Source organism: Saccharopolyspora soli (genome assembly GCF_022678645.1).
In the GTDB taxonomy this organism is placed as follows: Bacteria; Actinomycetota; Actinomycetes; order Mycobacteriales; family Pseudonocardiaceae; genus Saccharopolyspora; species Saccharopolyspora soli.
On the sequence record NZ_JALBWV010000031.1, the window covers coordinates 30,803 to 56,260 of the forward strand.

24 protein-coding genes are annotated in these 25,458 nt (G+C 69.6%); 12 read left to right on the forward strand and 12 right to left on the reverse strand.

The features are described from left to right. Nucleotides 1-121 precede the first annotated feature (121 nt). Nucleotides 122-1,342, forward strand: a complete 1,221-nt coding sequence (locus MOQ72_RS23165; protein WP_242187578.1) for a winged helix-turn-helix domain-containing protein — start codon at nucleotides 122-124, stop codon at nucleotides 1,340-1,342. Nucleotides 1,343-1,395: 53 nt separating this feature from the next. Here MOQ72_RS23165 and MOQ72_RS23170 read toward each other — a convergent pair whose 3' ends face one another. Then, nucleotides 1,396-1,773: a winged helix-turn-helix transcriptional regulator gene (locus tag MOQ72_RS23170; RefSeq protein WP_242187471.1), complete on the reverse strand. Its 378-nt coding sequence runs from the start codon at nucleotides 1,771-1,773 to the stop codon at nucleotides 1,396-1,398. Nucleotides 1,774-1,896: 123 nt separating this feature from the next. Between MOQ72_RS23170 and MOQ72_RS23175 the strand changes: the two genes are divergently transcribed. Next, nucleotides 1,897-2,553, forward strand: a complete 657-nt coding sequence (locus MOQ72_RS23175) for an NADPH-dependent F420 reductase (RefSeq protein WP_242187472.1) — start codon at nucleotides 1,897-1,899, stop codon at nucleotides 2,551-2,553. An 86-nt stretch (nucleotides 2,554-2,639) separates the two neighbouring features. Here the strand turns inward: MOQ72_RS23175 and MOQ72_RS23180 are convergent, their stop codons facing one another. Beyond that, complete coding sequence (locus tag MOQ72_RS23180) at nucleotides 2,640-3,623, reverse strand: DUF4097 family beta strand repeat-containing protein (protein ID WP_242187473.1); 984 nt, start codon at nucleotides 3,621-3,623, stop codon at nucleotides 2,640-2,642. 185 nt (nucleotides 3,624-3,808) lie between these two features. Then, nucleotides 3,809-4,372: a toxin-antitoxin system HicB family antitoxin gene (locus MOQ72_RS23185; protein WP_242187474.1), complete on the reverse strand. Its 564-nt coding sequence runs from the start codon at nucleotides 4,370-4,372 to the stop codon at nucleotides 3,809-3,811. Nucleotides 4,373-4,535: 163 nt separating this feature from the next. Here MOQ72_RS23185 and thyX point away from each other — a divergent pair, with 163 nt between their 5' ends. The 7 genes from thyX (at nucleotide 4,536) to MOQ72_RS23220 (ending at nucleotide 12,126) form a co-directional block, all read left to right on the forward strand. Then, nucleotides 4,536-5,288: an FAD-dependent thymidylate synthase gene (gene thyX / locus MOQ72_RS23190; protein ID WP_242187475.1), complete on the forward strand. Its 753-nt coding sequence runs from the start codon at nucleotides 4,536-4,538 to the stop codon at nucleotides 5,286-5,288. Nucleotides 5,289-5,504: 216 nt separating this feature from the next. Next, nucleotides 5,505-6,950, forward strand: a complete 1,446-nt coding sequence (locus tag MOQ72_RS23195) for a serine/threonine-protein kinase (protein WP_242187476.1) — start codon at nucleotides 5,505-5,507, stop codon at nucleotides 6,948-6,950. Between the two features lie 44 nt (nucleotides 6,951-6,994). Beyond that, nucleotides 6,995-7,621 (forward strand): TIGR03085 family metal-binding protein, encoded by a 627-nt coding sequence (locus tag MOQ72_RS23200; RefSeq protein ID WP_242187477.1) that lies wholly within the window; start codon nucleotides 6,995-6,997, stop codon nucleotides 7,619-7,621. Between the two features lie 156 nt (nucleotides 7,622-7,777). Then, on the forward strand, nucleotides 7,778-8,710 hold the full coding sequence (gene dapA, locus MOQ72_RS23205; RefSeq protein ID WP_242187478.1) for a 4-hydroxy-tetrahydrodipicolinate synthase: 933 nt from the start codon (nucleotides 7,778-7,780) through the stop codon (nucleotides 8,708-8,710). 7 nt (nucleotides 8,711-8,717) lie between these two features. After that, the gene (locus MOQ72_RS23210) at nucleotides 8,718-10,442 is read left to right on the forward strand and encodes a ribonuclease J (protein ID WP_242187480.1); all 1,725 of its coding nucleotides are present in this window, start codon (nucleotides 8,718-8,720) and stop codon (nucleotides 10,440-10,442) included. A gap of 226 nt (nucleotides 10,443-10,668) precedes the next feature. After that, nucleotides 10,669-10,908 (forward strand): hypothetical protein, encoded by a 240-nt coding sequence (locus MOQ72_RS23215; protein WP_242187481.1) that lies wholly within the window; start codon nucleotides 10,669-10,671, stop codon nucleotides 10,906-10,908. 429 nt (nucleotides 10,909-11,337) lie between these two features. Beyond that, nucleotides 11,338-12,126, forward strand: coding sequence for an SRPBCC family protein (locus MOQ72_RS23220; RefSeq protein WP_242187482.1), 789 nt, complete (start codon nucleotides 11,338-11,340; stop codon nucleotides 12,124-12,126). Nucleotides 12,127-12,206: 80 nt separating this feature from the next. On the opposite strand, the gene MOQ72_RS23225 is transcribed toward MOQ72_RS23220, so the two are convergent. The 8 genes from MOQ72_RS23225 to MOQ72_RS23260 all read right to left on the reverse strand — a co-directional run bounded on the left by MOQ72_RS23225 (nucleotide 12,207) and on the right by MOQ72_RS23260 (nucleotide 20,518). Beyond that, a complete protein-coding gene (locus tag MOQ72_RS23225) occupies nucleotides 12,207-13,199 on the reverse strand; it encodes an o-succinylbenzoate synthase (protein WP_242187484.1) in 993 nt (330 codons plus the stop codon). 115 nt (nucleotides 13,200-13,314) lie between these two features. Beyond that, nucleotides 13,315-13,908 (reverse strand): suppressor of fused domain protein, encoded by a 594-nt coding sequence (locus tag MOQ72_RS23230; protein ID WP_242187486.1) that lies wholly within the window; start codon nucleotides 13,906-13,908, stop codon nucleotides 13,315-13,317. Between the two features lie 300 nt (nucleotides 13,909-14,208). Beyond that, on the reverse strand, nucleotides 14,209-15,870 hold the full coding sequence (locus MOQ72_RS23235) for a DNA repair helicase XPB (RefSeq protein WP_242187489.1): 1,662 nt from the start codon (nucleotides 15,868-15,870) through the stop codon (nucleotides 14,209-14,211). Nucleotides 15,871-16,047: 177 nt separating this feature from the next. Next, nucleotides 16,048-17,250, reverse strand: coding sequence for a sensor histidine kinase (locus MOQ72_RS23240; RefSeq protein WP_242187490.1), 1,203 nt, complete (start codon nucleotides 17,248-17,250; stop codon nucleotides 16,048-16,050). Continuing rightward, nucleotides 17,247-17,927, reverse strand: coding sequence for a response regulator transcription factor (locus tag MOQ72_RS23245; protein WP_242187492.1), 681 nt, complete (start codon nucleotides 17,925-17,927; stop codon nucleotides 17,247-17,249). The genes MOQ72_RS23240 and MOQ72_RS23245 overlap by 4 nt, the downstream gene beginning before the upstream one ends. Continuing rightward, nucleotides 17,911-18,678 (reverse strand): FAD:protein FMN transferase, encoded by a 768-nt coding sequence (locus MOQ72_RS23250; protein WP_242187494.1) that lies wholly within the window; start codon nucleotides 18,676-18,678, stop codon nucleotides 17,911-17,913. Before MOQ72_RS23250 ends, MOQ72_RS23245 begins: the two co-directional genes overlap by 17 nt. A gap of 47 nt (nucleotides 18,679-18,725) precedes the next feature. Continuing rightward, the gene (locus MOQ72_RS23255; protein WP_242187496.1) at nucleotides 18,726-19,148 is read right to left on the reverse strand and encodes an FMN-binding protein; all 423 of its coding nucleotides are present in this window, start codon (nucleotides 19,146-19,148) and stop codon (nucleotides 18,726-18,728) included. Between the two features lie 11 nt (nucleotides 19,149-19,159). After that, nucleotides 19,160-20,518 (reverse strand): ferredoxin reductase family protein, encoded by a 1,359-nt coding sequence (locus MOQ72_RS23260; protein WP_242187498.1) that lies wholly within the window; start codon nucleotides 20,516-20,518, stop codon nucleotides 19,160-19,162. 193 nt (nucleotides 20,519-20,711) lie between these two features. Between MOQ72_RS23260 and MOQ72_RS23265 the strand changes: the two genes are divergently transcribed. Then, the gene (locus MOQ72_RS23265; RefSeq protein ID WP_242187500.1) at nucleotides 20,712-21,386 is read left to right on the forward strand and encodes a hypothetical protein; all 675 of its coding nucleotides are present in this window, start codon (nucleotides 20,712-20,714) and stop codon (nucleotides 21,384-21,386) included. Between the two features lie 17 nt (nucleotides 21,387-21,403). On the opposite strand, the gene MOQ72_RS23270 is transcribed toward MOQ72_RS23265, so the two are convergent. Beyond that, nucleotides 21,404-22,957 (reverse strand): purine-cytosine permease family protein, encoded by a 1,554-nt coding sequence (locus MOQ72_RS23270; RefSeq protein ID WP_242187502.1) that lies wholly within the window; start codon nucleotides 22,955-22,957, stop codon nucleotides 21,404-21,406. A 243-nt stretch (nucleotides 22,958-23,200) separates the two neighbouring features. Here MOQ72_RS23270 and MOQ72_RS23275 point away from each other — a divergent pair, with 243 nt between their 5' ends. Both MOQ72_RS23275 and mdlC read left to right on the forward strand, forming a co-directional pair. After that, nucleotides 23,201-23,722 carry an LppU/SCO3897 family protein gene (locus tag MOQ72_RS23275; RefSeq protein WP_242187504.1) on the forward strand — a complete coding sequence of 174 codons (522 nt, stop codon included), beginning with the start codon at nucleotides 23,201-23,203 and terminating at the stop codon, nucleotides 23,720-23,722. A gap of 94 nt (nucleotides 23,723-23,816) precedes the next feature. After that, nucleotides 23,817-25,412, forward strand: a complete 1,596-nt coding sequence (mdlC, locus tag MOQ72_RS23280) for a benzoylformate decarboxylase (RefSeq protein WP_242187506.1) — start codon at nucleotides 23,817-23,819, stop codon at nucleotides 25,410-25,412. The last annotated feature ends 46 nt before the right edge of the window (nucleotides 25,413-25,458 follow it).

A 25,458-nucleotide genomic window follows, 5' to 3' on the forward strand; every position in this document is an offset into this window, starting at 1 on the left:
CAACCTAACGTGCCCGACCGGTCACCGAACCGGCCGCCCGCAGCCACGCGGGATGCCGGTGCCGTTGCTGCGATCGGACGCCGCATCGGGTTTGTCGGGGGTGGCTGGCACGATCGGGCGGGTGCAGACCATGAGCCGTGACACCGCGCGCCGACTGGCCCTGGGCGCCCAGGGCTTCGCCGATCCACCACCGCGCGGTGAGGTGACCCGCCGACACCTGCAGCGAGCCCTGTCCCGCACCAAGCTCCTGCAGTTGGATTCGGTCAACGTGGCCGTCCGTGCCCACTACATGCCGTTGTTCAGCCGACTCGGTGCCTACTCGGCGGATCTCGTCGACGCGGCGGCCTGGTCGCACCGGGCGCGGCAACCGCGGCTGCTGGTGGAGTACTGGGCGCACGAGGCGTCGCTCATCCCGGTCGAGGACTGGCCGCTGCTGCGGTGGCGCATGCGGGAGTACGGCGGCGCTTGGCGGCGCCGAAGCCGCGAACTGCTGGAACGCTCGCCCCAGCTCATCGACGACGTGCTGACCGCGGTCAAGGAACTCGGGCCGATCGGCGCGGGCAGCCTGGAACGCGAACTCGGTGGCGACCAACGTCGTGGGCGCGGCACGTGGTGGAACCGCAGCGACACGAAACGCGCCTGCGAACTGCTGTTCGCGATGGGCGAGTTGACCACCGGCACCCGGCGCGGTTTCGAACGCCTCTACGAATTGCCCGAACGAGTGCTGCCCGCGCACGTGCTCGCGGACGAACCGGACGACGACGAGGCGATCCGCGGGTTGGTGGAACGTTCCGCGCATGCCCTCGGCGTCGCCACCGAACCGGACCTGCGCGATTACTACCGGCTTTCGCCTGCGCAGTCCCAGCAGGCCGTGGCCGAACTCGTCGAGGACGGCGTGCTGGAGCCGGTCACCGTGCACGGCTGGCGGCAGTCCGCATACCGCCACACGGCGGCCCGCATCCCGAGGAAGATCACCGGTCGTGCCCTGCTCTGTCCGTTCGACCCGTTGATCTGGGAACGTTCCCGCGCCGAACGGCTTTTCGACTTCCGCTACCGCATCGAGATCTACGTCCCCGAAGCCAAGCGGCAGTACGGCTACTACGTCTTTCCTTTCCTCCTGGGCGGTGAACTAGTGGCCCGCGTCGATCTGAAAGCCGATCGCGCTGCTGGGGTACTGCGGGTGCCCGGCGCTTTCCTCGAACCCGGCCGCGATGCGGGAGAGGTGACGCTCGAACTCTCCGCCGCCCTTCGCGACATGGCCTCCTGGCTGGGCCTGGACGACGTCGTGGTCGGCGACAGGGGAGACCTAGCCGTGCCGCTCACCAGCGCTGTGCGCCGATGATGGTGCCCGGCAACACCAAAGCTGCCGTGCCGTCCCGCTGCGGATAGTGGCTCTCAGCTGGCGCGGGCGTCTTCTGCTTCTTCCTGGGCCGCCATGACGGCGTCGCCGTGCTGGAATCCCCACTCGCCGAGGGCGCCGATCGGACCGAGCAGGCTTTCACCTAGCCCGGTCAGCCGGTACTCGACCCGAGGCGGCGCCTCCCGGTAGCTGCACCGGGCGATCAGCCCGTTGTACTGGAGTCGGCGCAGCGTCTCCGCAAGCACCTTCGTGCGGATTCCGCCGATGCGCCGCCGCAGATCAACAGGTCGCAACGGCCCGCCGCGCAGCGCCCAGAGCACCACCGGGTTCCACGTGTTGGCGACCAGGTCGAACGCCAGCCGCGCCCGGCAGTCGGCGAGGAAGTCGCCGTTCGCGGGGAATTCCTGGTTCATCGGCATCTCCTCACCTGCGCACGCCCCATCTTGCCCTGTAGTCAAGCACCGTTCGGTACCTATCGGCGCGCCTAACGTCCGGTGACACCTATTGGTCACCCAAGCGATAGCGAGGGAAATTCGATGCGAATCGGAATTCTCGGTGCGGGCAACATGGCCGACGCGCTCGGTACACAGTGGACCCGTTCCGGTCACGACGTGATGGTGAGCGGCCGCACCCCGGCGAAGGCCCGAGCGCTCGCCGAACGGATCGGGCCAACCGCGCGAACCGGAACATGGGCCGACGTCGCTGAGTTCGGCGAGGTGGTCCTGGTCGCTGTGCACGCCCCAGCGGTTGCCGAGGTGCTGTCGAGCGCTGGCGCCGAGTCCGGGGCGTTCCGGGACAAGGTGCTGATCGACTGCACCAACGTGGTCGCGTTCGACCGGTTCACTCTCGACACCCCGGACGGCAGCTCGTCGATGGCGGAACGGATCACCGAACTGGCACCCGGAGCGCACGTGGTGAAGGCGTTCAACGCCTGTCACGAATCGGTTTGGCGGCTGACGCCACCGGTTTTCGACGGTCGACCACTGGTAGTGCCGCTGTGCGGCGACAATCCGGACGCCGTCGCAACCGTTCGGTCGTTGGTGACCGATATCGGCTGCGAACCAGCTGACGGGGGCTCGCTGGAGCGCGCGGCGCTGTTAGAAGCCACCACGGCCTTCATGATCGGGTTGTGGTCCAAGGGCGTCGACGCGCAGGCGATGGTGCCGCCACACGAGTTCGGTGACGAAACCTGACCGATCACCGCGACGTGCGTGGGATGCGTCGATGGATCGGCTACTTCTCGGTGGATCCATCGACGCCATCCGGCTCTCGTCGGCGCTCAGGTAGTAGTCGTCAATATGGCATCACCAGTTCCTGTCCGGCCGAAGATTCGCAGCTTCGGCTCTTCATCCGGGGCTTCGTCGGACACCACCAGGTCGCTGCTCGCGGTGCCGGTGGACGAGGTGAGATCGACCTCCGCGGTCGTCCCGCGGTGGATCGACACCTGCAACTCGCCGGAACCGGTGATCAGCTCCACCTGCCCGGCCGACGCGTCCGCGACCGTCAAGTCACCGCTGCCGGATCGCACCAGCACATCACCGGAGACAGTGCCGAGCCAGACGTTTCCGCTGCCGGTGGCCACCGACGACGCCGCGCCGATCGCCCCGACCTCGATGTCGCCGGTGCCGCTGCGCGCATGCACGCCACCGGCCATCGTGCCGAGCCGGAGCTGACCGGAGCCGGACCGAACCGTGGCCCGATCTTCGGCCCGATCGATGGAGATCGCGCCGGAACCGGCCTGGACGTTGATCCGCCCGGCCGTCCCGGTGACGTTCACCTCGCCGGAACTGGTGTGCACGCCCACCTCCGAATCCAGCGGAGCGCGCACCTTGACCGAGAGCGGGATGTTGCGCAGCGGGGCGTTCGCCGGGGTCCGGATGGCGAGCCGGTTGCCGGTCAGGTCGATCCGCGTCCGCCGCACCGCTTCGGCGATCGGCTCCCGCGGCAAGCGGCCGCGGTCGGCTTCGCCACCGGTGCGGATCCCGGCCTCGCCGAACTGCTCGGTGACCCAGCTCAGCAGTCCGGTCAACCCGCTGCGCCAGTCCGGACCGCTGGCAGCCGGATCGTGCCGGACCTCGACGTGGGTGATCGCGGTCTCGGCCAACTCGACCACCACCGGCCCCAGGCTGTTGCCGATGTCGACGCGGATCGGCCCGGCCGTGTCGAAGTCCTGGCTGCGCACCAGTTCGGCCAGCTGCTCCTCCGCGCCCCGCCAATCCTCGGGCTCGGTGGGGCCGGGGCCCGTGGTCTCGTCGTTCGTCATCGCGTTCCCCTCAAACTCGTTCCCTGTACCTGGTTCACGTCGCGGCGGCGGAACCTCGGACGTCGTTGCGAGGTGGCACTCCCGGTACGTGCTCGTCGGTGCTGTCCTCGCGGGACGACGCCCGAGAACCGCGGCGCGAGCGAGTCTCGAACCGCAGCGGCTGACGCCACTTCAACGGCAGGTCCTCAGCCCTGGACCCAGCCGCGCACGCGCGAGCCGGGTTCGCCGCGCCACCGGCCGCGCGCGCTGCCGGGCGGTCCCCATGGTCGGCCGCCGTGCCGCTGCCGCGGGTGATCCCACGGACCACGCGACCGTCCGGTGTGCAGCGCACCCTGCACTGCCTGGGCGACCCAGGTGTTCAACGAGACGCCCTGGGTGGCGGCGGCCTGTTCGGCCTGCGTCTTGATTTCTTCGAGCAGGCGCAGCGTGATGCGGCTGATGTCGCCGCTCTCGCCGCTCGGTGGCGGTGGTGGTGGCTCAGCTTCGTCCTCCACCGTGGACGGCGTGGAGCCACCGCTGACCACCACCCGGACGTCGCGGCCGTCGAGCCGGATGTCGACGACCTGGCCGTCGAGCTGGGTCGTCACCTCCGCGGCCAGATCGGAGAGTGCGTTCATGATCGCCAGTCGCGCGGCTGGCTCGATCGCGGCGGACAGCACCGCTGCGGTCTGCCGGGTCTGGTCGTCCCCGGCGGAGGCGGCGGAGGTCAGGTCCTCGCGAAGTTGGTCGATGTACGGGTTCAGATCCATGACGCCACTATGACGCTATCCATGACGTCATGCAATGACTCGATAGTGTCATCTGGCGTCATGGGATCTTGTCGGGCCCGCCGGTTACGCTCGATGCACATACCGGGGAGTCGCTCGCGGCAGTCGTCGACCGCCGTGCGGAGCAGGAAAGGGGTTCGCCGTCGTGACCGAGATCGTGCGGCCGAAAGTGCAGCTCATCGGCAAGACCGAGTTCTTCCCGCCGGAGGACGTGGACTGGTCGACTGACGCCGACGGCGGGCAGGCGCTGGCCGAGTTCGCCGGTCGCGCGTGCTACCAGTCCTGGCGCAAGCCCAACCCGGCGACCGCCACCAACGCCGGATACCTGCGGCACATCCTGGAGGTCGGGCACCTGTCCGTGCTGGAGCACGGCACGGTGACGTTCTACCTGTCCGGGATGTCCCGCTCGCTGACCCACGAGCTGATCCGGCACCGGCACTTCTCCTTCTCGCAGCTCTCGCAGCGGTACGTGCCGGAGCGCCACGCCGCGATGGTCGAGCCGGACGTCATCGCCGAGGACCCGGAACTGCACGAGAAGTTCGTCAAGGCCGCCGAGGCCAGCGTGGCCGCCTACACCGAGCTGCTGACCGCGCTGGAGGAGAAGTTCGCCGACGAGCCGAAGGCGACGCTGCGCCGCAAGCAGGCGCGGCAGGCGGCTCGTTCGGTGCTGCCCAACGCGACCGAGACCCGGATCGTGGTCTCCGGGAACTACCGGGCGTGGCGGCACTTCATCGCGATGCGCGCCTCCGAGCACGCCGACGTCGAGATCCGCGCCCTCGCCATCGAGTGCCTCCGGCAGTTGCAGAAGGCCGCGCCGAACGTCTTCAGCGACTTCGAGATCACCGCGCTCAAGGACGGCACCGAGGTCGCGTCCAGCCCGTTCGTCACCGAGGGCTGATCCAGCGGCGGTTGCCCCGGCTCGTCCCGAACACAGCTTTCGCGGGGCCGTCGGAGTGAGTGGTCCCGGCCCGCACTTCGCGATCGCCCGACCGGAACCGATCGGTCTGCCACGCAGTCCAAGTGCCGATCCGATTCATCTGATTGGATGATCGGCTGAGGTGAAGGCGTGTGCGTTGCGTGTTCGCGCGCGAGATGACGGGTGGAGGACGGCGCGGTGGTGGAGCAACTCGGGCCCGGTTCGCGGACGAGGATCATCGGCGGCCGGTACCAGGTGGTGCAGGAGCTCGGCCGCGGCGGCATGGGGATCGTCTGGCGGGCTTGGGACCAGGTCATCGGCCGTGAGGTCGCGATCAAGGAACTGCACCTGCCGGATGGCGTGCCCCAGGCCGAACGGCAGGTCTACGAGGAGCGGGTGCTCCGCGAGGCGCGCACCGCGGGACGGCTCAACGACCCGGCCGTGGTCACGGTGCACGACGTGCTGGCGGAATCCGGCATTACTTACATCGTGATGGAGCTGGTGCAGGCGGTCACGCTCAGTGAGTACGTTGCGCAGTGGGGGCCGCTGCGCCCGGACCAGGCCGTCGACTTGGCCCGCCAAGTGCTGTCCGCGCTGGAATCCGCGCACGCGGCGGGCATCGTGCACCGCGACGTCAAGCCGAGCAACATCATGGTGGCAGACGGGCGGGTCAAGCTGGCCGACTTCGGGATCGCCCAGACCCTGGACGATCCGCGGCTGACCACCAGCGGTGCGATCGTCGGCTCGCCGTCGTTCATGGCGCCGGAGCGCATCCAGGGCGCCGATGCGTCCCCGGCCAGCGACCTGTGGTCATTGGGCGCGACGTTGTTCTTCGCGATCGAAGGTTGGGTGCCCTTCGAGCGGCAAACGACTGCCGCCACGCTGAACGCGGTGCTCAACGAAACGCCCCGGCTGTCCAGTCCGCAGGGCGTGATCGGCTCGGTGATCACCGGTCTGCTGATCAGCGACCCGCGAGCGCGGTTCACCGGCCCGCAGGTCCGCGCCCTGCTGGACAGCTTGCCCGCGGGCGGCGCGCCCGAGCAGACCCTGCCGGTGGGCGCGCCCACTCGGGTCGCCCGAGACGCACCGCAACCCAAGCGATCCCTGCGTCCGTGGCTGATCGCCACGGCGATCGCGGCCGTCGTGTTGTTCGTCGCCGGAGTCGTGATCGGACGATTCGTGCTGGTCGGCGGGGGCGTGCCGACTGCGATGGCACCGACCTTGGACTACGGCAACGGCGACATCGAGACCTTCGACCTGGGTACTGACGATTGCGGCAACGGCAAGATCGCGGCCGGTGCACGGGTCCAGGGCGCGTCCTGCTCCGATCCGCACGACTTCGAGATCTACACGTCCGGATCGGCTTTCAGCTCCGACTACGACCTGGCCTATCCCGGTGCGGAGGCGTTGGCGCGCTACGGCGAGGGGTACTGCTCGGTCTTCTTCGACTCGGACAAGGTGGTCGCGCCGGGCAAGCAGACCAGCTTGCGCTTCGTCGCGCTCATCCCCTCGGAGCAGTCCTGGAACGAGAAGCGGCGCACCTACACTGACGACAACAGCGACACCGACGCCGGTTCGCAGGACGTCTACTGCGTCCTGTACAGCGCAGATGGCGGCAAGTTGCAGACACCCGCAACGAAGTGATCGCCTGCCGCACGTCGCGGATCCGCCGTGACTAGAGTGGGCGCATGGGTGTGGCCAGCGATGAACGCCAGCAGTTGTGCGATTTGTTGGAGCAGCTCGGTCCGGACGCGCCGACGCTGTGCGACGGGTGGACGACCAAAGACCTCGCGGTGCACCTCGTGGTGCGCGAACGGCGCCCGGATGCGGTGGCTGGCAAGTTCTTGAAGGCGTTGGCCGGTCGCAGCGAGCGCATCCAGAACGAGTTGCGCGCGCTGTCCTGGCCGGAGCTGATCGACCAGATCCGGCAGGGACCGCCGAAGTGGAACCCGCTCGGGTTCTCCGGTGTGGACGAGGCGGTGAACACCGCCGAGTTCTACGTGCACCACGAGGACGTCCGGCGCGCCCAGCCGGACTGGCAGCCGCGCCCGTCGGACCCGGAGCGCGAAGAGGCGCTTTGGAAATCGCTGACCCGGGTGGCGAAGATGTTCTACGGACGCAGCCCGGTGGGTGTCGTGCTGCGCCGCCCGGACGGCACCGAGATCGCGGCCAAGCGCGGCCCGCGCACCGTGCGCATCATCGGCGAGCCCAGCGAACTGATCCTGCACGCGTTCAGCCGTCGCGCCGCGAAGGTCGACTTCGACGGCAACGAGGCGGACTTCCTCGCGGTCGAGGACCTACGCCGGTCCTTCTGAACCCTTCACGTGCACCGCGGAAACTCGCTCGTGAATGGCTTGGCGGACCGGAAGAAACACGGTGTTCCCAGGGGTGCGAACGCGGGGTTTCCGGAATGCCGCACGACGTTGGTCCGGTCGCGTTGAGCAGCGAACTCACCAGGTAGCGTCAGGCCCATGACCGTCTGCCCCACTGCCACTCCGGACCGCCCGTTCGGCCGCGTCCTGACCGCCATGGTCACGCCGTTCGACGAAGACGGAAAGCTCGACCTGAAGCTGGCGCAGGACCTCGCCACCTATCTGGTCGACAACGTCGGCAACGACGGGTTGGTCGTCAACGGCACCACCGGTGAGAGCCCCACGACCAGTGACCACGAGAAGGACCAGTTGCTGCGCGCCGTCGTCGAAGCGGTGGGCGACCGCGCGACCGTGGTCGCCGGAGCGGGTACCAACAACACCGAGCATTCGGTGGAGCTGGCCCGCGCCTCCGAGAAGGCCGGTGCGCACGGCCTGCTGGTCGTCACGCCGTACTACTCGCGCCCGCCGCAAGAGGGGCTGTTCCAGCACTTCTGGACGGTCGCCGACGCCACCGAGCTGCCGGTGATGCTCTACGACATCCCGCCGCGTTCCGTGGTCCCGATCCAGGTCGACACGCTGAAGCGGCTCGCCGAGCACCCGCGGATCAAGGCGGTCAAGGACTCCAAGCACGACCTGCTGGCCGGTAGCGAGGTCATGGCCACCACCGATCTCGCCTACTACTCGGGGGAGGACCCGCTGAACCTGCCCTGGCTGTCGGTCGGCGCGGTCGGTTTCGTCAGCGTGATCGGTCACGTGGTGGGGGACCGGCTGCGCAAGATGCTGGACGCCTACGAAGCCGGGGCGGTGGCAGATGCCCGGGAGATCCACAATGGACTGCTGCCGGTGTACCGGTCGATGAACTTCGTCGGCGGGGTGATCTTCTCGAAGACGGCGCTGCGGTTGTGCGGCTACGAGACCGGCCAGCCCCGGCTGCCGTTGCCGGGGGCTACCGAGGAGCAGGTGCGATTGATCACCAGCGACCTGTGGGATGCTGGCCTGGTACTGGTCAATCCGGACGCCGCACAGAGGTGAACCTGCGTTGAGCGCAAAGGCGACAGCCACCGAGTACCACCCGGTGACGCCGATTTCGTCGGCCCCACCACCCCCGCTGGCCGATGGTGGACTGCGCGTGGTCGCGCTCGGCGGAATCGGCGAGGTCGGCCGGAACATGACCGTGTTCGACTACGACGGCCGGTTGCTGATCGTCGACTGCGGTGTGCTGTTCCCGGAGGACGACGCGCCTGGCGTGGACCTGATCCTGCCGGACTTCGCCGCGATCGAGAACCGGCTGGACGACATCGACGCGCTGGTGCTCACGCACGGGCACGAGGACCACATCGGAGCGGTGCCGTTCCTGCTGCGGCTGCGGCCGGACCTGCCGGTGGTGGGTTCGAAGTTCACCCTCGCCCTGCTGGCCGCGAAGTGCCGCGAGCACCGGCTGGACCCGGTGCTGGTCGAGGTGACCGAGGGCCAGCGCTGCACGCACGGCGGCTTCGACCTGGAGTTCTTCGCGGTCAACCACTCCATCCCGGACGCGTTGGCGGTCGCCATCCGGACCCAGGCCGGGATTGTGCTGCACACCGGCGACATCAAGCTCGACCAGTTGCCGCTGGACAGCCGGTTGACCGATCTCGCCGGGTTCTCCCGGCTCGGCGACGAGGGCGTGGACCTGTTCCTGGTCGACTCCACCAACGCCGAGGTGCCGGGTTTCGTCACACCCGAACGCGAGATCGGCCCGGTGCTGGACCGGGTGATCGGCAAGGCCACCCAGCGGGTGATCGTCGCGTGCTTCGCCAGCCACGTGCACCGCGTGCAGCAGGTGCTCGAAGTCGCCGAGACGCACGGCCGCAAGGTGTGCTTCGTGGGCCGTTCGATGGTGCGCAACATGGGCATCGCGACCGAGTTGGGCATGCTGCGGGTGCCCGACGGATTGCTGGTCGACCTCGACGAGGCGCTGGCGATGCCCGAGCACATGGTCGCGTTCGTCTCCACCGGTTCGCAGGGAGAGCCGCTGTCGGCGCTGTCCCGGATGGCGCGCGGCGAGCACAAGCAGATCCGGATCCGCGCCGGGGACACCGTGGTGCTGGCGAGTTCGCTGATCCCCGGCAACGAGACCGCGGTGTTCGGCGTGGTCAACGGCCTGGTTCGGCTGGGTGCCGACGTGGTGCACCAGGGGCACGCGAAGGTGCACGTGTCCGGGCACGCCTCGGCCGGTGAACTGCTCTACCTCTACAACGCGGTGCGGCCGAGCAACGTGATGCCGGTGCACGGCGAGTGGCGGCACTTGCGGGCCAATGCCGAGCTGGCCCGGCTGACCGGGGTTCCAGCGGATCGGGTGGTGATCGCCGAGGACGGTGTCGTGGTGGACCTGTTGGACGGGATCGCCAGCATCGCGGGCCGGGTCGAGGTCGGTCACGTCTACGTGGACGGCCTTTCGGTGGGTGACGTCGGCGAGTCCACCTTGTCCGATCGGTTGGTGCTGGGCGAAGGCGGGTTCATCGCGATCACGGTGGCGGTGGAGGCGGCGACCGGACGCGCGGTGTCGTCGCCGACGATCTCCGGGCGCGGGTTCTCGGACGATCCGAAGGCGCTGGACGACGTGGTGCCGTTGGTGGAGATGGAGCTGGCGCGCACCGAGGCGGAGGGCATCACCGACACCCACCGGATCGCCCAGGCGGTGCGCCGGGTGGTGGGCCGTTGGGTGGCCGAGACCTACCGGCGACGGCCGATGATCGTGCCGAACGTGCTGCCGGTCGGATCCTGATCGGTAGCTCGCCCGAGTGGCAGAATGGCCTGTTTTGTCCGAATTGACTGATCACTCCTGGTTGGCATGATCCCCACGGTGTGGTCTGCGAATCTCGTTGGAGGGACTCGACAGGCCCGGCCGGAGATCCACGGTCATGGTGAAAACGCCGGTTCGGCGAGCCCCGCTCCGACTATGGGACTCGCGGATCGGACGAACCACCTACTCAGGAGATTGGGGTCTGACGGTGCGTACTTCTGCTCGACTCTTCGGCGCTGCCGCCGCAGCGGCAGCATTGATGGCGATCGGTTCCCCGGCGTTCGCGGACAGCTGGGACAACGACGGGATCAACTTCCTGAACGACAACAACGTCAGCTTCGTGCCGGTTCAGTTGTGCGGCAACAACATCGGCGTGTTCGCGATCGTGGCGCCGATCGGATCGCCGCAGCTGAGCCACTGCGTCAACGCGCCGATCTTCGACGACTGACGCAAAAGAAAGCCCTCGTCGACTGCGAAAGTGCCGGTCTCCTCCGGGAGACCGGCACTTTGCTGTCCGCAGAAGGTCGTGAGTGGCAAAGCGGGCTCCAGCCCGCTTTCGCACTCACGACAAGGTCGGGCTGGGGTATCCACCAGCGCCGCGGGCTGCGAAGCTGGATGGTGGACTGTTCAGAAGATCGCGCGGATTGGAATTCTGCTGTGCTTGATCGCGTTCCACTTGAGGCGGTCGGGCACGGACCGTGATCAGCTGCGAGGTTCCGGACACCACGCCGCGATGCGGTGTATTGGTGGACAGGAGCAGAACGCGCTCGGGGCCGCGTGCAGTGATCACCCGGCCCGCGTGATCTTCGAAGCAGCTTCTTGAAGTAAGGACGGCTCTTTCCAGGGCCGAGCTAGGTCGAACCAGGAGGACCCTCCAGTGCAGATGCAGCACCAGTTCAACGTTCCGGTGCCGGTTGACGTGGCGTGGCAGGCGCTGCTCGACCCGGAGCAGGTCGCACCGTGCATGCCCGGCGCCACGCTCACCAAGGCCGAGGGCAACGACTTCGCCGGCTCGGTCAAGGTCAAGCTCGGTCCGGTCAGCCTGCTCTACAAGGGCACCGGCACGTTCCAGGAGGTCGACGAGACCGCCCGCCGGGTGGTCATCGACGCCAGCGGCAAGGACTCGCGGGGCAGCGGCACCGCGGCCGCGACGGTCACCGCGGTGCTCAAGCCGGAAGGCGACAGCACGGCGGTCACGGTGGACACCGACCTGAAGGTCACCGGCAAGCCAGCGCAGCTCGGCCGCGGCCTGATCTCCGAGGTCGGCGGCAAGATCCTGAACCAGTTCGCCGCAAACCTCGCCAAGCAGCTCACCGCTGGGGAGCCCGCTGCGGCGTCGACCGAGAGCAAGGCGGAGGCGAAAGCCGCGGCTGGCGAGAAGGCCGCGGCGCAGCCGACGGCGGCTGGGGTGGCGACGGAGAAGCCGAGCTGGCGGGTCACCCCGGCGGGCCAGGACGAGACGTGGTCGAGCGCCACGAAGGAAGAGCCGTCGCGCAAGGCGGACGCGGTCGTGACCGGCAACGCGGCGGCCTCGGACGAGGCCATCGACCTGCTCGGCACGGCGGGTGCCCCGCTGCTCAAGCGCGCGGCCCCGCTGGCGATCGGCCTGCTCGTCCTGTTCATCGTGATCCGGCGCATCCGCCGCCGTCGCCGCGCCCGCGCCTGACGTGCTCCGTTCGAGTGATGAGTGAGGGGCACCCGTGACCAAGTAACTGGGTCACGGGTGCCCCTCACCTCGCTCTGGCGTCAGGTGCGGAGCAGGGTGTTGACCCGGCCGAGGCGGTCCAGCCAGGTGCGCTGCACGTCGGCGGGCGGCGTAGCCGCCGCGACCAGCGCCGGATCCGGCTGCGGCGGCCGACGGAGCACCGGGAGGTGGCCCTGCACCGGGAGCAGCGAGTCGGCGACGACGTCGCCGTCGAGCAGCGCCGCGGTGCCCAGGCCGCAGGCGAAGGGGAGCTCGGGCAGCGAGCCCGCCAGGGCGAGCTGCGCGGCGAGGCCGACGCTGGTCTCCACTGCGGAGGACACGACGCAGGGCAGGCCGCACGCCTCGGCGACGCGCAGCGCGCGGCGGACGCCGCCCAGCGGCGTGGCCTTGATGATCGCGACGTCCGCTGCTCCGGCGACCGCTACGCGCATCGGGTCGTCGGCGCGGCGGATGCTTTCGTCGGCTGCGATCCGCACGTCGACGCGGCGCCGGACAGCGGCGAGTTCGTCGATCGTCCGGCACGGTTGCTCCGCGTACTCCAGCCCTCCGGCCGCCTTGTCCAGCTCACAGATGCGGGCCGTCGCCGTTTCGACGTCCCAGGCGGCGTTGGCGTCGATGCGGATCGCGCCATCCGGTCCCAGCGCGTCGCGGACCGCGGAGACCCGCTCGACGTCCTCGCCGGGGGACTGGCCGGGCTCGGCGACCTTGACCTTCGCGGTGCCGCACCCGGACGCCGCGACGATCGCCGCAGCCTTGTCCGCGGGCACCGCGGGCACCGTGCAGTTGACCGGGATGCTGTCGCGCACCGGTTCCGGCCAGGGCTCGGCGCACGCCTCGAACGCCGCGCGCAGCCACGGGACCGACTGGCTGTCGTCGTAGTCCTCGAACGGGCAGAACTCGCCCCACCCGGCAGGGCCGCTCAGCAGCACTCCGCGCCGGACCATGATGCCGCGGAACTTGTCGCGCATCGGCAGCGCGTAGACCCGGACCGCGTCCAGGTCCGCCAAATCGATCGTCAGCCCGGTCGAGTCCATGGTCTGATCCTTTCACCCCGCCGTCACAGCAGCGTGTCGAACCGCAGCGCGTCAAGGGGACGCAGCAGTCGAGTGGTCGTGACGAGTCGCGGGAGGCGGCGCTGTCTCCGGAAGCTCACACCACGCTCGGTCGGCCGAGGTCGAACACGTCGACCTCGAACCGCGCCCACTGCTGGCGCAGCGCGGTGACACCGTTGTCCAGGACGTAGTTCAGCTCGCCGAGGGTGACCGGCAGCAGCGTGAACACCTGGAGCTGCTCCACACCTTCGGAATCGGTGAACCTGGTGAACTCCGGCGCGAACAGCGGGTGGCCGCTGGCGAGCACGCCGTGGAACTCGGTGCCGGGCAGCAGGGGTTTCTCGTTCGGCACGATCTGGTCCGGGACCAGGTGGGTGCGCTGCTGCACCAGCAGTTCGGCGGTGAGGTCGACCAGGTGCCGGGCGGCTTCGGCCTGCTCCTTGTAGACCGTGCAGGCCAGTTCCTGGGCGGGCTCCGCGCCCAGCGGCTGGAAGCGCAGCCCGGTGCTGATCACCGTGGTCAGGTGGTACTGCTCCTGGTGGAAGAACACCAACCCGTAACCGCGGTTGTTGCCGTGCACGTTCGGGGGTTCGGCCCCGGTCGGGGTCCCGGCGTGGCGTTCGAGGCTTTCCGCGAGTCCGACGAACCGGTGCGCGCCGCCCATCGCCGCGCGTTCCTGCTCGGTGGCCATCCGATCTCCAGTGTCTTGCGGGACACCCGCACCCGGTCGGCTCGCACGGGCGACGAGGGGAGAACTGTCGCTCATCACGCCTCCACGGTCTTGCGGGACCTGTGTTCGTTCCAACGTCCGCGCCGGGTCGTACGCTGCCCCGCACCCGGATCCCGCGGACGCCGCACCCGAGTCGGCCTGCCTGAGCTGCACTCCTGCACGTCTCGGGTGCTACGTGCGTTCATCGCAACGGTAGCGGCTGCGGGGCCGCGCACGGACTCTTTTGGATGACAGCTGACCGGGTGTGTCCCCCAAATGTCGTCACCCTACGTCCGGAATTGCCGGTCCGAGCAGATCGTCGGCGTCGACGATCCGGTATGCGTAGCCCTGTTCGGCGAGGAAGCGCTGGCGGTGCGCCGCGTAGTCGGTGTCCAGGGTGTCCCGCGCGACCACGGAGTAGAAGTGCGCCTGTCGGCGTTCCGCCTTCGGCCGCAGCAGCCGACCGAGCCGCTGCGCCTCCTCCTGCCGCGAGCCGAAGGTGCCGGAGACCTGCACCGCGACCGAAGCCTCCGGCAGGTCGATGGAGAAGTTCGCCACCTTCGACACCACGAGCCGCTTGACCTCGCCGCGCCGGAAGGCGTCGAACAGCGCCTCGCGCTCCTTGTTCTTCGTGGAACCCTCCACGATCGGCGCGTCCAGCGCCTCGCCCAACTCGTGCAGTTGGTCCAGGTAGGCGCCGATGACCAGGGCGGGCTCGCCCGGATGCCGGTCCAGGATCGCCTTCACCACCGGGGCCTTGGTGCGCGCCGTCGAGCACATCTTGTAGCGCTCGTCGGCGTCCGCCGTGGCGTACTCCAGCCGCTCGTTGTCCGTCAGCGTCACGCGGACTTCGACGCACTCGGCCGGGGCGATCCAGCCCTGCGCCTCGATGTCCTTCCACGGCGCGTCGTAGCGCTTGGGCCCGATCAGCGAGAACACGTCCCCCTCCCGGCCGTCCTCGCGGACCAGGGTGGCGGTCAGCCCGAGGCGTCGCCGCGACTGCAGGTCGGCGGTCATCCGGAACACCGGTGCGGGCAGCAGGTGCACCTCGTCGTAGACCACCAGTCCCCAGTCGCGGGAGTCGAACAGCTCCAGGTGCTTGTACTCGCCCTTGGACCGGCGGGTGATCACCTGGTAGGTCGCGATGGTGACCGGCCGGATCTCCTTCTTCTCCCCGGAGTACTCGCCGATCTCGTCCTCGGTCAGCGAGGTCCGCTCGATCAGCTCGCGCTTCCACTGCCGCCCAGCGACCGTGTTGGTGACCAGGATCAACGTGGTGGCCTGCGCCTCGGCCATCGCCGCCGCGCCGACCAGCGTCTTGCCCGCGCCGCAGGGCAGCACCACGACACCCGAACCACCGGCCCAGAACGACTGCACCGCCTGCTGCTGGTATTCGCGCAGCTTCCAGCCGTTCTCCCGCAGGCTGATCGGATGGGCTTCGCCGTCGACGTAACCGGCCAGGTCCTCGGCGGGCCAACCGACCTTGAGCAGCATCTGCTTGAGCCGACCGCGCTCGCTGGGGTGCACCACGACGGTGTCGTCGTCGACGCGGGCGCCCAGCATCGGGTTGATCTTCTTGTTCCGCAGGATCTCTTCCAGCACCGCGCGGTCCAGCGAGTTCAGCACCAGACCGTGCGCCGGGTCGTTGACCAGCTGCAGACGGCCGAAGCGACCCATCGTCTCCACGATGTCCACCAGCAGCGGCTGCGGCACGGGGTAGCGCGAGTAGCGCACCAGCGCGTCCACCACCTGCTCGGCGTCGTGCCCGGCGGCGCGCGCGTTCCACAGCGCGAGCGGGGTGATCCGGTAGGTGTGCACGTGCTCCGGGGCGCGCTCCAGCTCGGCGAACGGGGCGATGGCGGTGCGCGCCTCGTCGGCGAGGTCGTGCTCGACCTCAAGCAGCAGGGTTTTGTCGGACTGGACGATCAGGGGTCCGTCGGTCACGGGTGCGCAGCTCCCTCGGGTCGGACGGCTTTCTTCGCAGGTGATCAGCGGTGCCGGGGCATCGGCCAGACTCCGGGCCCAGTATTCCACCGCCGCCGTTATCACCCGTCCGGGCACTGGGTACCGAGTGGGTGACGTGCTTCACCGCGCCGGGTCCGCAGCGCTCGGGCGCGGGGTTCAGCGAGCGGGCAGGACCAACCGCAGGGCGGTGCCGCCGACGTCCGGGCTCCGGGCCGACACGGACCCGCCGTGCCGTGCCGCGATCTCGCTGACCAGCGCCAACCCGAGGCCGTAGCGTCGGGTTCGGCCATCGGTGGTTCCGGACCCCGAGGCGAACCGGTCGAACAGCGTCGGCAGGATCGTGGGATCGATGCCGGGGCCGTCATCGACGACCTCGACGAACGTCGAGCGCGCGTCGGTGCCGAGCACCACCCGCACCTCGCTGCGGGCGTGTCGGATCGCGTTGTCCAGCAATGCGTTCAGCGCGCGCAGCAGACCCGCGTCGAAGCCGATGACCTCGATTGGTCCGGCTGCCTCGAGCCGCACGGACACCCCCTGCCGCTCCGCCTCCGGAGCGGCGGCGGCCACCGCGTGCGCGGCGAGTTCGGTGAGGGCCACCGGTCGGCGGGGCATCTCGCCGCGCGGGTCCGCCGCCAGCAGCAGGTCTTCGAGGATCGTCGCGAGCCGGTCGGCATCCGCGACCAGACCATCCACATCGCTGCGGACGCGGTCCGGGGCGGATCGGTCGAGTCTCCGGCGGATCAACTGGGCGCGGGTGCTCAACAGGGTCAGCGGGGTGCGCAGTTCATGGCTCGCATCGGCCACGAAACGGCGTTGCAGCGCCAGGGATTCCGCCAGGGGAGCCACGGCGCGCCGACCCAGCCACGCGCCTGCGAGGCCCGCGAGCACCAGGCCCACGCCCCCTGCGACGGCCAGCGCCTGGAGGATGCGGAAGCGTTCGGCGTGCGCTTCGCGCAGGTCCAGCACCGCTTGCACGACATTGGGCCCCTGCTGCTGGGTGCGGACGTAGTACTCGCGCCCCGCCACCACGACGTCGGCCGACCGCGCCATGTGGTCCTGAGCGGTCTGCCGAAGCGCTTCCTCGTCGGGGAACCCGCGCGGCAGCCCCGGGGACGCCTGCTCCCGATCCGCCGAGCGCACCACCAGCCACACACCAGCGGGCGGGTCGGTGACGTCGTCGATGCGAGCGGTGGCGGTACTCAGCAGCTCATCCCGCGCCCGGTGCTGGTTGTGCACCACGACCAGGAGCGTGACAGCGGCTAGCAGCAACACCGCGACGGCCACCGCGGCCGCGGTCTGCAGGCCGAGACGCAGCTGCGCCCGGCGCAGCATCGCGGCGTCGGTGGACCGGGCCGTCACCTGGATCGCCCCAGCTGGTATCCGAGGCCGCGCACCGTGTCCACGATGCGTTTGCCGAGCTTGCGCCGCAGGTAGTGCACGTAGGTGTCCACGACGACCGGGCTCCCGGCACCGTCGAAGACCAGCCGCAGCAGGTCGTCGCGGCTGAAAACCTGCCGCGGCCGGGTGGCGAGCAAGGCGAGCAGCGCGCATTCCCGCTCCGACAACCGCACCGGCTCGCGCGCCGGGCCGGTGGCCATCCGGCTGTCCAGGTCGAGGCGGCCGTCCGGCAGCGGTACGGACCGCGCGGTGTCGAGGTGCCTGCGCCGCAGGGCTCGCAGGCGGGCCAGGAGTTCGTCGATGTCGAAGGGCTTGGGCAGGTAGTCCTCCGCCCCGGCGTCCAGCCCGGCCACCCGGTCCGCCGGGTTGCCCAGCGCGGACAGCACGAGCGCGGGCGTCGTCACGCCCCTCGCGCGCAGGCGGGTGAGCAGGTCGAGGCCGTCGAGAGCGGGCAGCCCGCGATCGAGCACGATCACGTCGTAGCCCCGGGTGAGCCCGAGGTGCAGTCCACGCTGACCGTCGGCTGCCGCGTCGAGGGCGTAGCCTTCCTCGCCCAGCAGCGAGGTCAGCATCTCGGCGAGCTCCGGGTCGTCCTCGACCAGCAGCAGCCGCGGTGGTGCGTCAGCTGCCGGATCCATGACGCCATTCTGTCGCCAGGAGTTCCGGGGTAACTACCGGCTCGTCGAGCAGCGACGATCGGTGCACCTGGCGCTCGGCGTCGACGGCGAACACCAGGCAGCCGGGCCGTGACGCGGCCCATGCGATGCCGTCGACGCCCATCGCGAACGCGGCGGTCGAGACCGCGTCCGCAGTGGTCAGGTCGGGGGCCAGCACGGTGAGGCTCAGCAGCTCGCGTGCTGGGTGGCCGGTGCGGCCGTCGATGATGTGGGCGCCGCGCTCGTAGCTGCCGGAGGTGGCGACCGCGCAGTCGCGCACGTCGAAGACCGCGCACACCTGGTGCGCGATCTCGGGGTGCCGGATGCCCACCCGCCAAGCGCGGCCGGGCTCGGCCTCGCCGACGGCGAGCACGTCCCCTCCGGCGTTGAGGCAGAACTGGTCGGCCCCCGCCCTGCGCAGCAGCTCCCCGGCCCGCTGCACGGCCCATCCCTTCACCACCCCGCAGGGGTCGAAGCGACGCCCCGGCAGCCAGGCGCGGAACGCCCCGCCGCTGTCCTGTTCGTAGCGCATGCAGAGGTCGACGATCTCGATGAGTTCGGCACTGGCGCGCGCGGGCGTCGCCGGGTCACCGCCGCACAGCCGGACCTCGCTGCCGTCCCGGAAGGGGCTGAACCTGCGATCCACCTCGCGCAGCCAGTCGAAGGCTCGCGACGCGGCGGCGAGCACCGCTGGCGCGGTCGACCGCACGTCCATCGAGATCGGCAGACCCATGATGTGCTCCACGCGTCGGAGTCGGGAGCCCGATCCGCTTGCCACGCCTACCCACCCCGGGCGTCGATAGCGGCCTGCAGGGACGTGGCGTATGCCTCGCTGGTGGTGGTGGCGCCGGACACCGCGTCGAGGTTCGCGCTCTGCGCCCGCAGCGCTTCCTGCCGCAACGTCGGAGCGGCTCTGCTGGCGATCCGCTTGCTGTGCCGGTCGGCGGGCTCGGTGATCAGCTGGACGTCGGTGATCTTGGCGCCGACGAACATCACCCGCACCTGGTAGGGCCCGTACTCGGTCCGCACCAGCGAGCCGTCCACGGACTTGCCGACGTCCCCGGCCGAACTCGGGGGAGCCGCGCTCGCGTCGGATTGCGGGGCTGGGGACGCGCGCATCGCCGCGTCGCTGCTCGGCTGGTAGCGCACCAGTGGGAACAACCCCGCGACCGCGAGGGCCAGGATCGCGCCGAAACGCCGCATTTCATCACTCCTCAGACTGCGAAGGCGAATCGCTCGGTGTGGCATTGGGCACGCGGCACGCCCAGGGCGCGCAGCGCGCCGAGTACCGCGTCGGTCATGCCGGGCGGGCCGCAGAGGAAGACGTCGCGGTGCCGGAGGCCGGGCACCAGGGCGGCGAGGTGTTGCGGCCCCATGATGGGCCCGTGGGGGCCGATCGCGGTGGCGGGACCGATCACGACGTGCAGCCGCGCCCCGGCCCGGTGCGCCAGCCACTGCAACTCCGACACCAGCACCGCATCCCGTTGGTCGCGGACGCGGTAGAGCACGACGACGTCCTGGCAGGTCTGGGAGATCTCCTCTAGCAGCGCGCGGATCGGCGTCACCCCGACACCGCCACCGATCAGCAGGACTCCCGAACGGGTTCGCTGCTCGGCGGTGAACGCGCCGTAGGGACCAGTTGCGAGAACCCGAGTTCCCACGCGCAGGTTCCGCACCGCGGCGCTGCCGTCGCCGAGTGCTTTCACCGTGATGCGCAACGTCCTCCCGTCCGGCATCGCCGAAAGCGAATACGGATGCGCCTGCGCCCAAAGGCCCTTCGCGAGGAACCGCCACCGGAAGAACTGCCCGGCCCTCGCGGGCAGCCGGTCCAGTCGCCGACCGCCGATGTGGACCGACACCACGTCAGGGCTCTCCGGGACCACCGCCAGCACCCGGGTGTCGTGCCGCGCCGTCCGCCACAGCGGCAGGAGGAACCGGAACACGAGCACCGCGCCGAGGGCCGCGCCGTAGAGGGTCCACCAGTAGGCCCGGCCGATCGGGCTGCCCACGAAATCGTTGCCGATCGTCACCTGGTGCAGGAAGCCGAGCAGGACCACCAGGTAGGCGCCGAGGTGCAGGAAATGCCAAGTCTCGTAGCGCATCCGCCGACGGATGGCGCGCGCGGAGGTTGCGCCGACCACGACGAGCAGGCCCGTGCCCGCGGCGGCCAGCAGCAGGTCCTGGGTTTCGAACAGCAGTGATCCGAACTCCGACAGCACCGGGCTGCGGTCCTGCTCGGCGTACCCGACCACGATCAGCACGACATGCGCCAGCACCAGCCAGAGGACCCAGGTGCCCGTCCACCGGTGCCAGCTCGTGAGCCGGTCCATGCCGAGCCGCCGCTCCAGCCAGGGCACCCGCGCGATGAGCACCAGTTGGAGCACCAGGGCCAACGCGCCGCCGAGACCGGTCAACCGGCCCAGCGCCAGCACCAAGCCGTGCGGGCCGGTCAGCGCACCCGCCTCGCCGCCGAGCAGGAAGAGGTCCACGACCCACATCCCGTTGAGCGCCAGCAAGGCCCGAAGCCACCACTGCGCGTTGCCTGTCCTGGTCTTGCACCGCTGCGATCGCACGTCGCCGAGTTTCGGCCGCATTTCTGGGAAGAACTTTGGAACCGCGCCGGACAACCGGCTCGGCCGCGTGGGCGTGCTGCGGTGACCACGCTTCCAGGGCGTGCTTCGCAGTTGTCGTTATCACCCGTTCGGGCAATGGGTCCTGGGTTGGCTCGGCTAAGTTGCTCGTTGCGCAGAGAAAAACGGAGGAGCAGTGAGCTATCCACCGCAGGATCCGCACGGGGCGCAATCCGGTCCCTACGGATCGCAGTCGGGTCAGTACGGATCGGGGCCGTATCCCTCCGGGGCGTATCCGTCGGGCCCGTATCCGCCGCCAGCCAGCGGCTCGGACGACTTCTGGCGGCACGTCGCGGGCAACCAGCCCCCGATGCCCCCGAAGAAGAGCCGCACCGGACTCATCATCACCCTGGTCAGCGTCGGCGCGGTGGTGCTGATCGCGGGCCTGGTGACGGTCGTCCTGGTGCTCGTCAACAGCGGGGCCGGTCGCATCGAGGCCGGGGACTGCATGTCGCTGGTCAGTGAGCGCGGCGGCGAGATGAGCGCCGCGGACTGCGGTTCCGCGGAATCGGACTACCAGGTCATGGAGGTCCACCAGGGGCAGAACCACGACGTCTGCCAGGACAACTACAGCAACGTCGTTAACGACCAGACGTATTGCATCGTGCTGGACGTCAAGGTCGGCGACTGCATGACGTCCTTCCAGGAGTCGGAGGACGTCCTGCCATTGAAGATCGACTGCGGCCGGGCCGAGGACCAGGTGACCAAGGTCGTCGAGAGCAGCGACCCGGAGAGCGTCTGCCAGGAGAACGAGGGCTACTACGTCTTCGCCAACCGCACCGTCTGCTTCGGCGACGTGCGGGGCGCTTGAGCCGACCAGGTTCGAGGTCACTTCGCGGCCGGACTCCCGTCGCCGCTGACGATGGGCGGCACCGGGGTGTCCGCGGTGGGCACCCACCGCGGACCGCGCGGGCCGAAGACATCGCGGGGTTCGGGGAAGACCACGAGCAGCGCGAGGTACAGGCTCGCCGAGAGCGCGACGGAAAGCGGCAGGCTGATGTCGGTGCCACCGGCGAGGTCGCCGAGCGGGCCGACGAACTGCCCTGGGATGTTGACGAAGGCCAGGGCGACGGCGGCGGACAACAGCCAGGCCGACAGCCCTCGCCAGTTCCAGCCCCGGCGGAACCAGTAGCGCCCGCCGCGCTGCCGCCGGTTGAAGACCTGCAGGGCGTCGGGGTCGTACCAGCCGCGCCGGGTCACGTAGCCCAGCATCATCACGACCATCCACGGGGCGGTGCAGGTGACCACCAGCACCGCGAAGGTGGAGATGCTCTGCACCACGTCGAACCCGAATCGGCCGACGAAGATCAGCGCGATGGTGAGCGTGCCGACGAATAGCGTGGCCTGCACCCGCGAGAAGCGCGGGAACACGCTGGCGAAGTCCAACCCGGTGCCGTACAGGGCGGTCGTCCCGGTCGAAAGGCCGCCGATCAGCGCGATCAGGCACAGCGGGCCGAAGTACCAGGCGGGTGCGGTCGCGAGCAGCCCGCCCACGTAGTTGGGCGCGGAGCCGTGCAGGTACTGCGGCGCCGACACGGCGATCACCGTCGCGGTGGCGAGCCCGAAGACGAACGGCACGATGGTGGCCAGTTGGGCGAACAACGCCGCCGCGACGACCCGCGGGCGAGGCGTGTCGGCGGGGATGTAGCGCGACCAATCACCCAGGAATGCCCCGAAGGAGATCGGGTTGGCGAGCACGATCAGCGCCGACCCGACGAACGCGGGCCAGAACCCCGGGCTGTCCGAGCCACCGAACGAACCGGGGTAGGACGGGTCGAAGGCGGTGGCGAAGGCCAGCAGCCCCAGCACGAACATCGCGGTGGCCGCCAGCACGGCGATCTTGTTGACCAGCAACATGAATCGGAACCCGTACAGGCAGATCACCAGCACGAGGACCGCGAACAGCCCGTAGGCCACGGCGAACGACGGGACGGACTCGGGCAGGCCGAGCAGGCGGTTCGCGGTGCCCACCAGCGCATCTCCCGAGCTCCACACGGAGATCGCGAAGAACGTCACGGCGGTGAGCAGGGACAGGAACGATCCGACGACGCGGCCGTGCACACCGAGGTGCGCCGAGGACGAGACCGCGTTGTTGGTGCCGTTGACCGGCCCGAACACCGCCATCGGGCAGAGCACCAGCGATCCGATGAGCAGTCCCGACACCGTCGCGGCCAATCCCTGCCAGAAGGAGAGCCCGAACAGGATCGGGAAGGCGCCGAGCACCGCGGTCGAGAAGGTGTTCGCCCCGCCGAAGCACAATCGGAACAGGTCGAGAGGCGCCGCGGTCCGTTCGTCGTCCGGGATCCGTTCCACGCCGCGTTGTTCGACTTCGGTCACCCGAGGCGCCGTTTTCCCCACCGCGGCCGCATTTCCGTTGGCCATGCCCTGTCCTCCACCGGTCCTGCCAAGTGATCAGGAGAGCGTGGACCACGCGGGGGCGAATAACCAGCATTCGAACCTCCAACAGCGAATCGCCGCGTTGGACGAAAGCACAACGCCCGCCACCGGCGGGAGTCCGCCCGAGTTGCCGATTTCGCGCGAAATCGGCGCACTACCCGCACTGCCGCGCAAACCAACCCCCGCACCCCCTAAGTTTTGCGCGTAGATCATTTTCCGGAGGGATCCATGAGCCATCCACCGAGCAGCCGGGCGGGCAAGGTGATCGGCAGAATCCTCTACGTCGGCGCGCTGGGCATCGGTATCGGCATCGCCTTGATCGCCTACACCGCGTTCAACACCGACGAACCCGACGCCGGGCAGTGCGTGAACATCATCGGCGCCGACACGGCGGAGCCCGGTTGGCAGCGCGTCGACTGCGGCGACGCGGAGTCCGACTTCGTGATCGCCGAGGTCACCGCTGGTTCCGACACCTGCCTGCCGGAGTATGCGACGGTCAGCCAGGACACCCGGCGCACCAGTGGCACCCGGTTGTGCCTGGTGCCGGACGTGGTGGTCGGCGACTGCCTGCGCGTTCCGGTGGCCAGCATCGAGACCAAGGTGCCCTGCGGCGAGCCGGGCGCGAACGCGCAAGTCGTCGCGGTGGCGTCCAACACCAGCGGCGATGCGGCCTGCCCACCGGGGACCGGCCGGGTCGCGGTCTACCCGAACCCGGCACGCACGGTGTGCACCAGGACTTCCGGGCAGTGACCAACACGATCTGGTTCCGCGGCCTTCGATGTGATGTCGTACCAGGGCAACCCCGCAGGTGCGGGGTCCGTCGGCACGATGAGGGAGGGCTTCGATGGGCAGCGAGGGCCGCACGGTCCGTGACGTCACCCGGCAGCTGATGCGCGAGTTGGGGTTGACCACGGTGTTCGGCAATCCGGGTACGACGGAGGTGCCGTTCCTGACCGGGTGGCCGGACGACTTCCGCTACGTGCTCGGGTTGCAGGAGTCCGTGGTGGTCTCGATGGCCGACGGTTACGCGCAGGCCCGCCGGGAACCGGTGCTGGTCAACCTGCATTCCGCGGGTGGTGTGGGGCACGGGCTCGGCGCGGTCTTCACCGCGTACCGGAACCGGACGCCGATGATCGTGACGGCCGGTCAGCAAACCCGCACCCTGATGTTCGACGAGCCGTTCCTCGGGGCCACCGATGCCGCGAACTTCCCCAAGCCGTACGTGAAGTGGAGCTACGAGCCCGCCCGCGCCGCGGACGTGCCAGCGGCCCTGGCACGCGCCTACCAGCTGGCGACGACACCCCCGTGCGGCCCGGTCTTCGTGTCGATCCCGGCCGACGACTGGGACCAGCCGGGCGAACCGGTGACAGCGCGACCGCGCACCCCCGGCTTCGCTCCGGATCCGACTGCGATCACCGAACTCGTCGCGGCGTTGCGGCGCTGCGAACGCCCCGCGTTCGTCGTCGGCCCGGCGGTGGACGCCGACGGCGTGGTGGACGACATGGTCGAGTTGGCGGAGAAGACGCAGGCCGCGGTTTGGGTGGCGCCGATGTCGCCGCGCTGCTCGTTCCCCGAGGACCATCCGCAGTTCGCCGGGTTCCTGCAGCCCGAGCAGCGGTTGCTGAAAGCCGAGCTGTCCCAGTACGACCTGGTCGTGGTGTGGGGCGCACCGGCGTTCACCTACCACGTGTACCGCGGGGCCAGCGATGCCGAGCTGCCCGAACTGTTCGTGGTGCACGACGATCCGGAAGTGCTGGCCCGCGCCCGGCACGGCAATGGTGTGCTGGGCACCTTGGCGCACTCGGTGCGTCAGGTCAACGGCCAGGTCGAAGCGCTGCCGCGAAGCGCGCCGACGCCCTATGCTCGGCCGCCGAAACCAGCGGCGTCGACACCGCTGACGGCCGCCTACGTCTACGACGTGATCGCCGAGGTGCTACCGAGGGACGCGGCCGTGGTGGAGGAAGCCCCGAGCCACCGCAACGACCTGCACGAATTCCTCCCGATCCGGTCCACCGACGGCGGGTTCTTCGCCGGGTTCTCCGGCGCGCTCGGTTATGCCGTCGGCGCGGCCGTGGGAGTGGGCATGGCCGACCCGGCGCGGCGCACCCTCGCACTGCTCGGCGACGGCTCCAGCATGTACGGCATCCAGTCGGTGTGGACGGCGGTCCGGGAGCAGGCGCCGGTCACCTTCGTGATCATGGACAACTCGCGCTACGCGGCGGTGGCGGTGCTGGGCGAGGCGGCCGGGGGCAGCAAGCTGCCCGGTGTCGAGCTCGGCGGCATCGACTTCGTCGGCATGGCCACCAGCATGGGTTGCCCGGCCAAGCTGATCCAACACCCGGAGGAGCTCGCAACAGCCCTGGCCGAGGAGTTCACCGGAAAACCCGGCCCGACCCTGCTGCACATCAAGATCGACCCAGGTCACCGGCACCTGTACTGAGCAGTCGTGAGTGCGCAGCTGGGCTCCTACCCGGTTGCGCACTCAC

Coding starts and splice junctions, on each gene's coding strand:
- MOQ72_RS23255 (WP_242187496.1), bottom strand. CDS start 19,148: ATGCGGCGTTTCGGCGCGATCCTGGCCCTCGCGGTCGCGGGGTTGTTC.
- MOQ72_RS23175 (WP_242187472.1), top strand. CDS start 1,897: ATGCGAATCGGAATTCTCGGTGCGGGCAACATGGCCGACGCGCTCGGT.
- dapA (WP_242187478.1), top strand. CDS start 7,778: ATGACCGTCTGCCCCACTGCCACTCCGGACCGCCCGTTCGGCCGCGTC.
- MOQ72_RS23245 (WP_242187492.1), bottom strand. CDS start 17,927: ATGGATCCGGCAGCTGACGCACCACCGCGGCTGCTGCTGGTCGAGGAC.
- mdlC (WP_242187506.1), top strand. CDS start 23,817: ATGGGCAGCGAGGGCCGCACGGTCCGTGACGTCACCCGGCAGCTGATG.
- MOQ72_RS23275 (WP_242187504.1), top strand. CDS start 23,201: ATGAGCCATCCACCGAGCAGCCGGGCGGGCAAGGTGATCGGCAGAATC.
- MOQ72_RS23270 (WP_242187502.1), bottom strand. CDS start 22,957: ATGGCCAACGGAAATGCGGCCGCGGTGGGGAAAACGGCGCCTCGGGTG.
- MOQ72_RS23200 (WP_242187477.1), top strand. CDS start 6,995: ATGGGTGTGGCCAGCGATGAACGCCAGCAGTTGTGCGATTTGTTGGAG.
- MOQ72_RS23230 (WP_242187486.1), bottom strand. CDS start 13,908: ATGGCCACCGAGCAGGAACGCGCGGCGATGGGCGGCGCGCACCGGTTC.
- MOQ72_RS23250 (WP_242187494.1), bottom strand. CDS start 18,678: ATGGGTCTGCCGATCTCGATGGACGTGCGGTCGACCGCGCCAGCGGTG.
- MOQ72_RS23225 (WP_242187484.1), bottom strand. CDS start 13,199: ATGGACTCGACCGGGCTGACGATCGATTTGGCGGACCTGGACGCGGTC.
- MOQ72_RS23170 (WP_242187471.1), bottom strand. CDS start 1,773: ATGAACCAGGAATTCCCCGCGAACGGCGACTTCCTCGCCGACTGCCGG.
- MOQ72_RS23180 (WP_242187473.1), bottom strand. CDS start 3,623: ATGACGAACGACGAGACCACGGGCCCCGGCCCCACCGAGCCCGAGGAT.
- MOQ72_RS23185 (WP_242187474.1), bottom strand. CDS start 4,372: ATGGATCTGAACCCGTACATCGACCAACTTCGCGAGGACCTGACCTCC.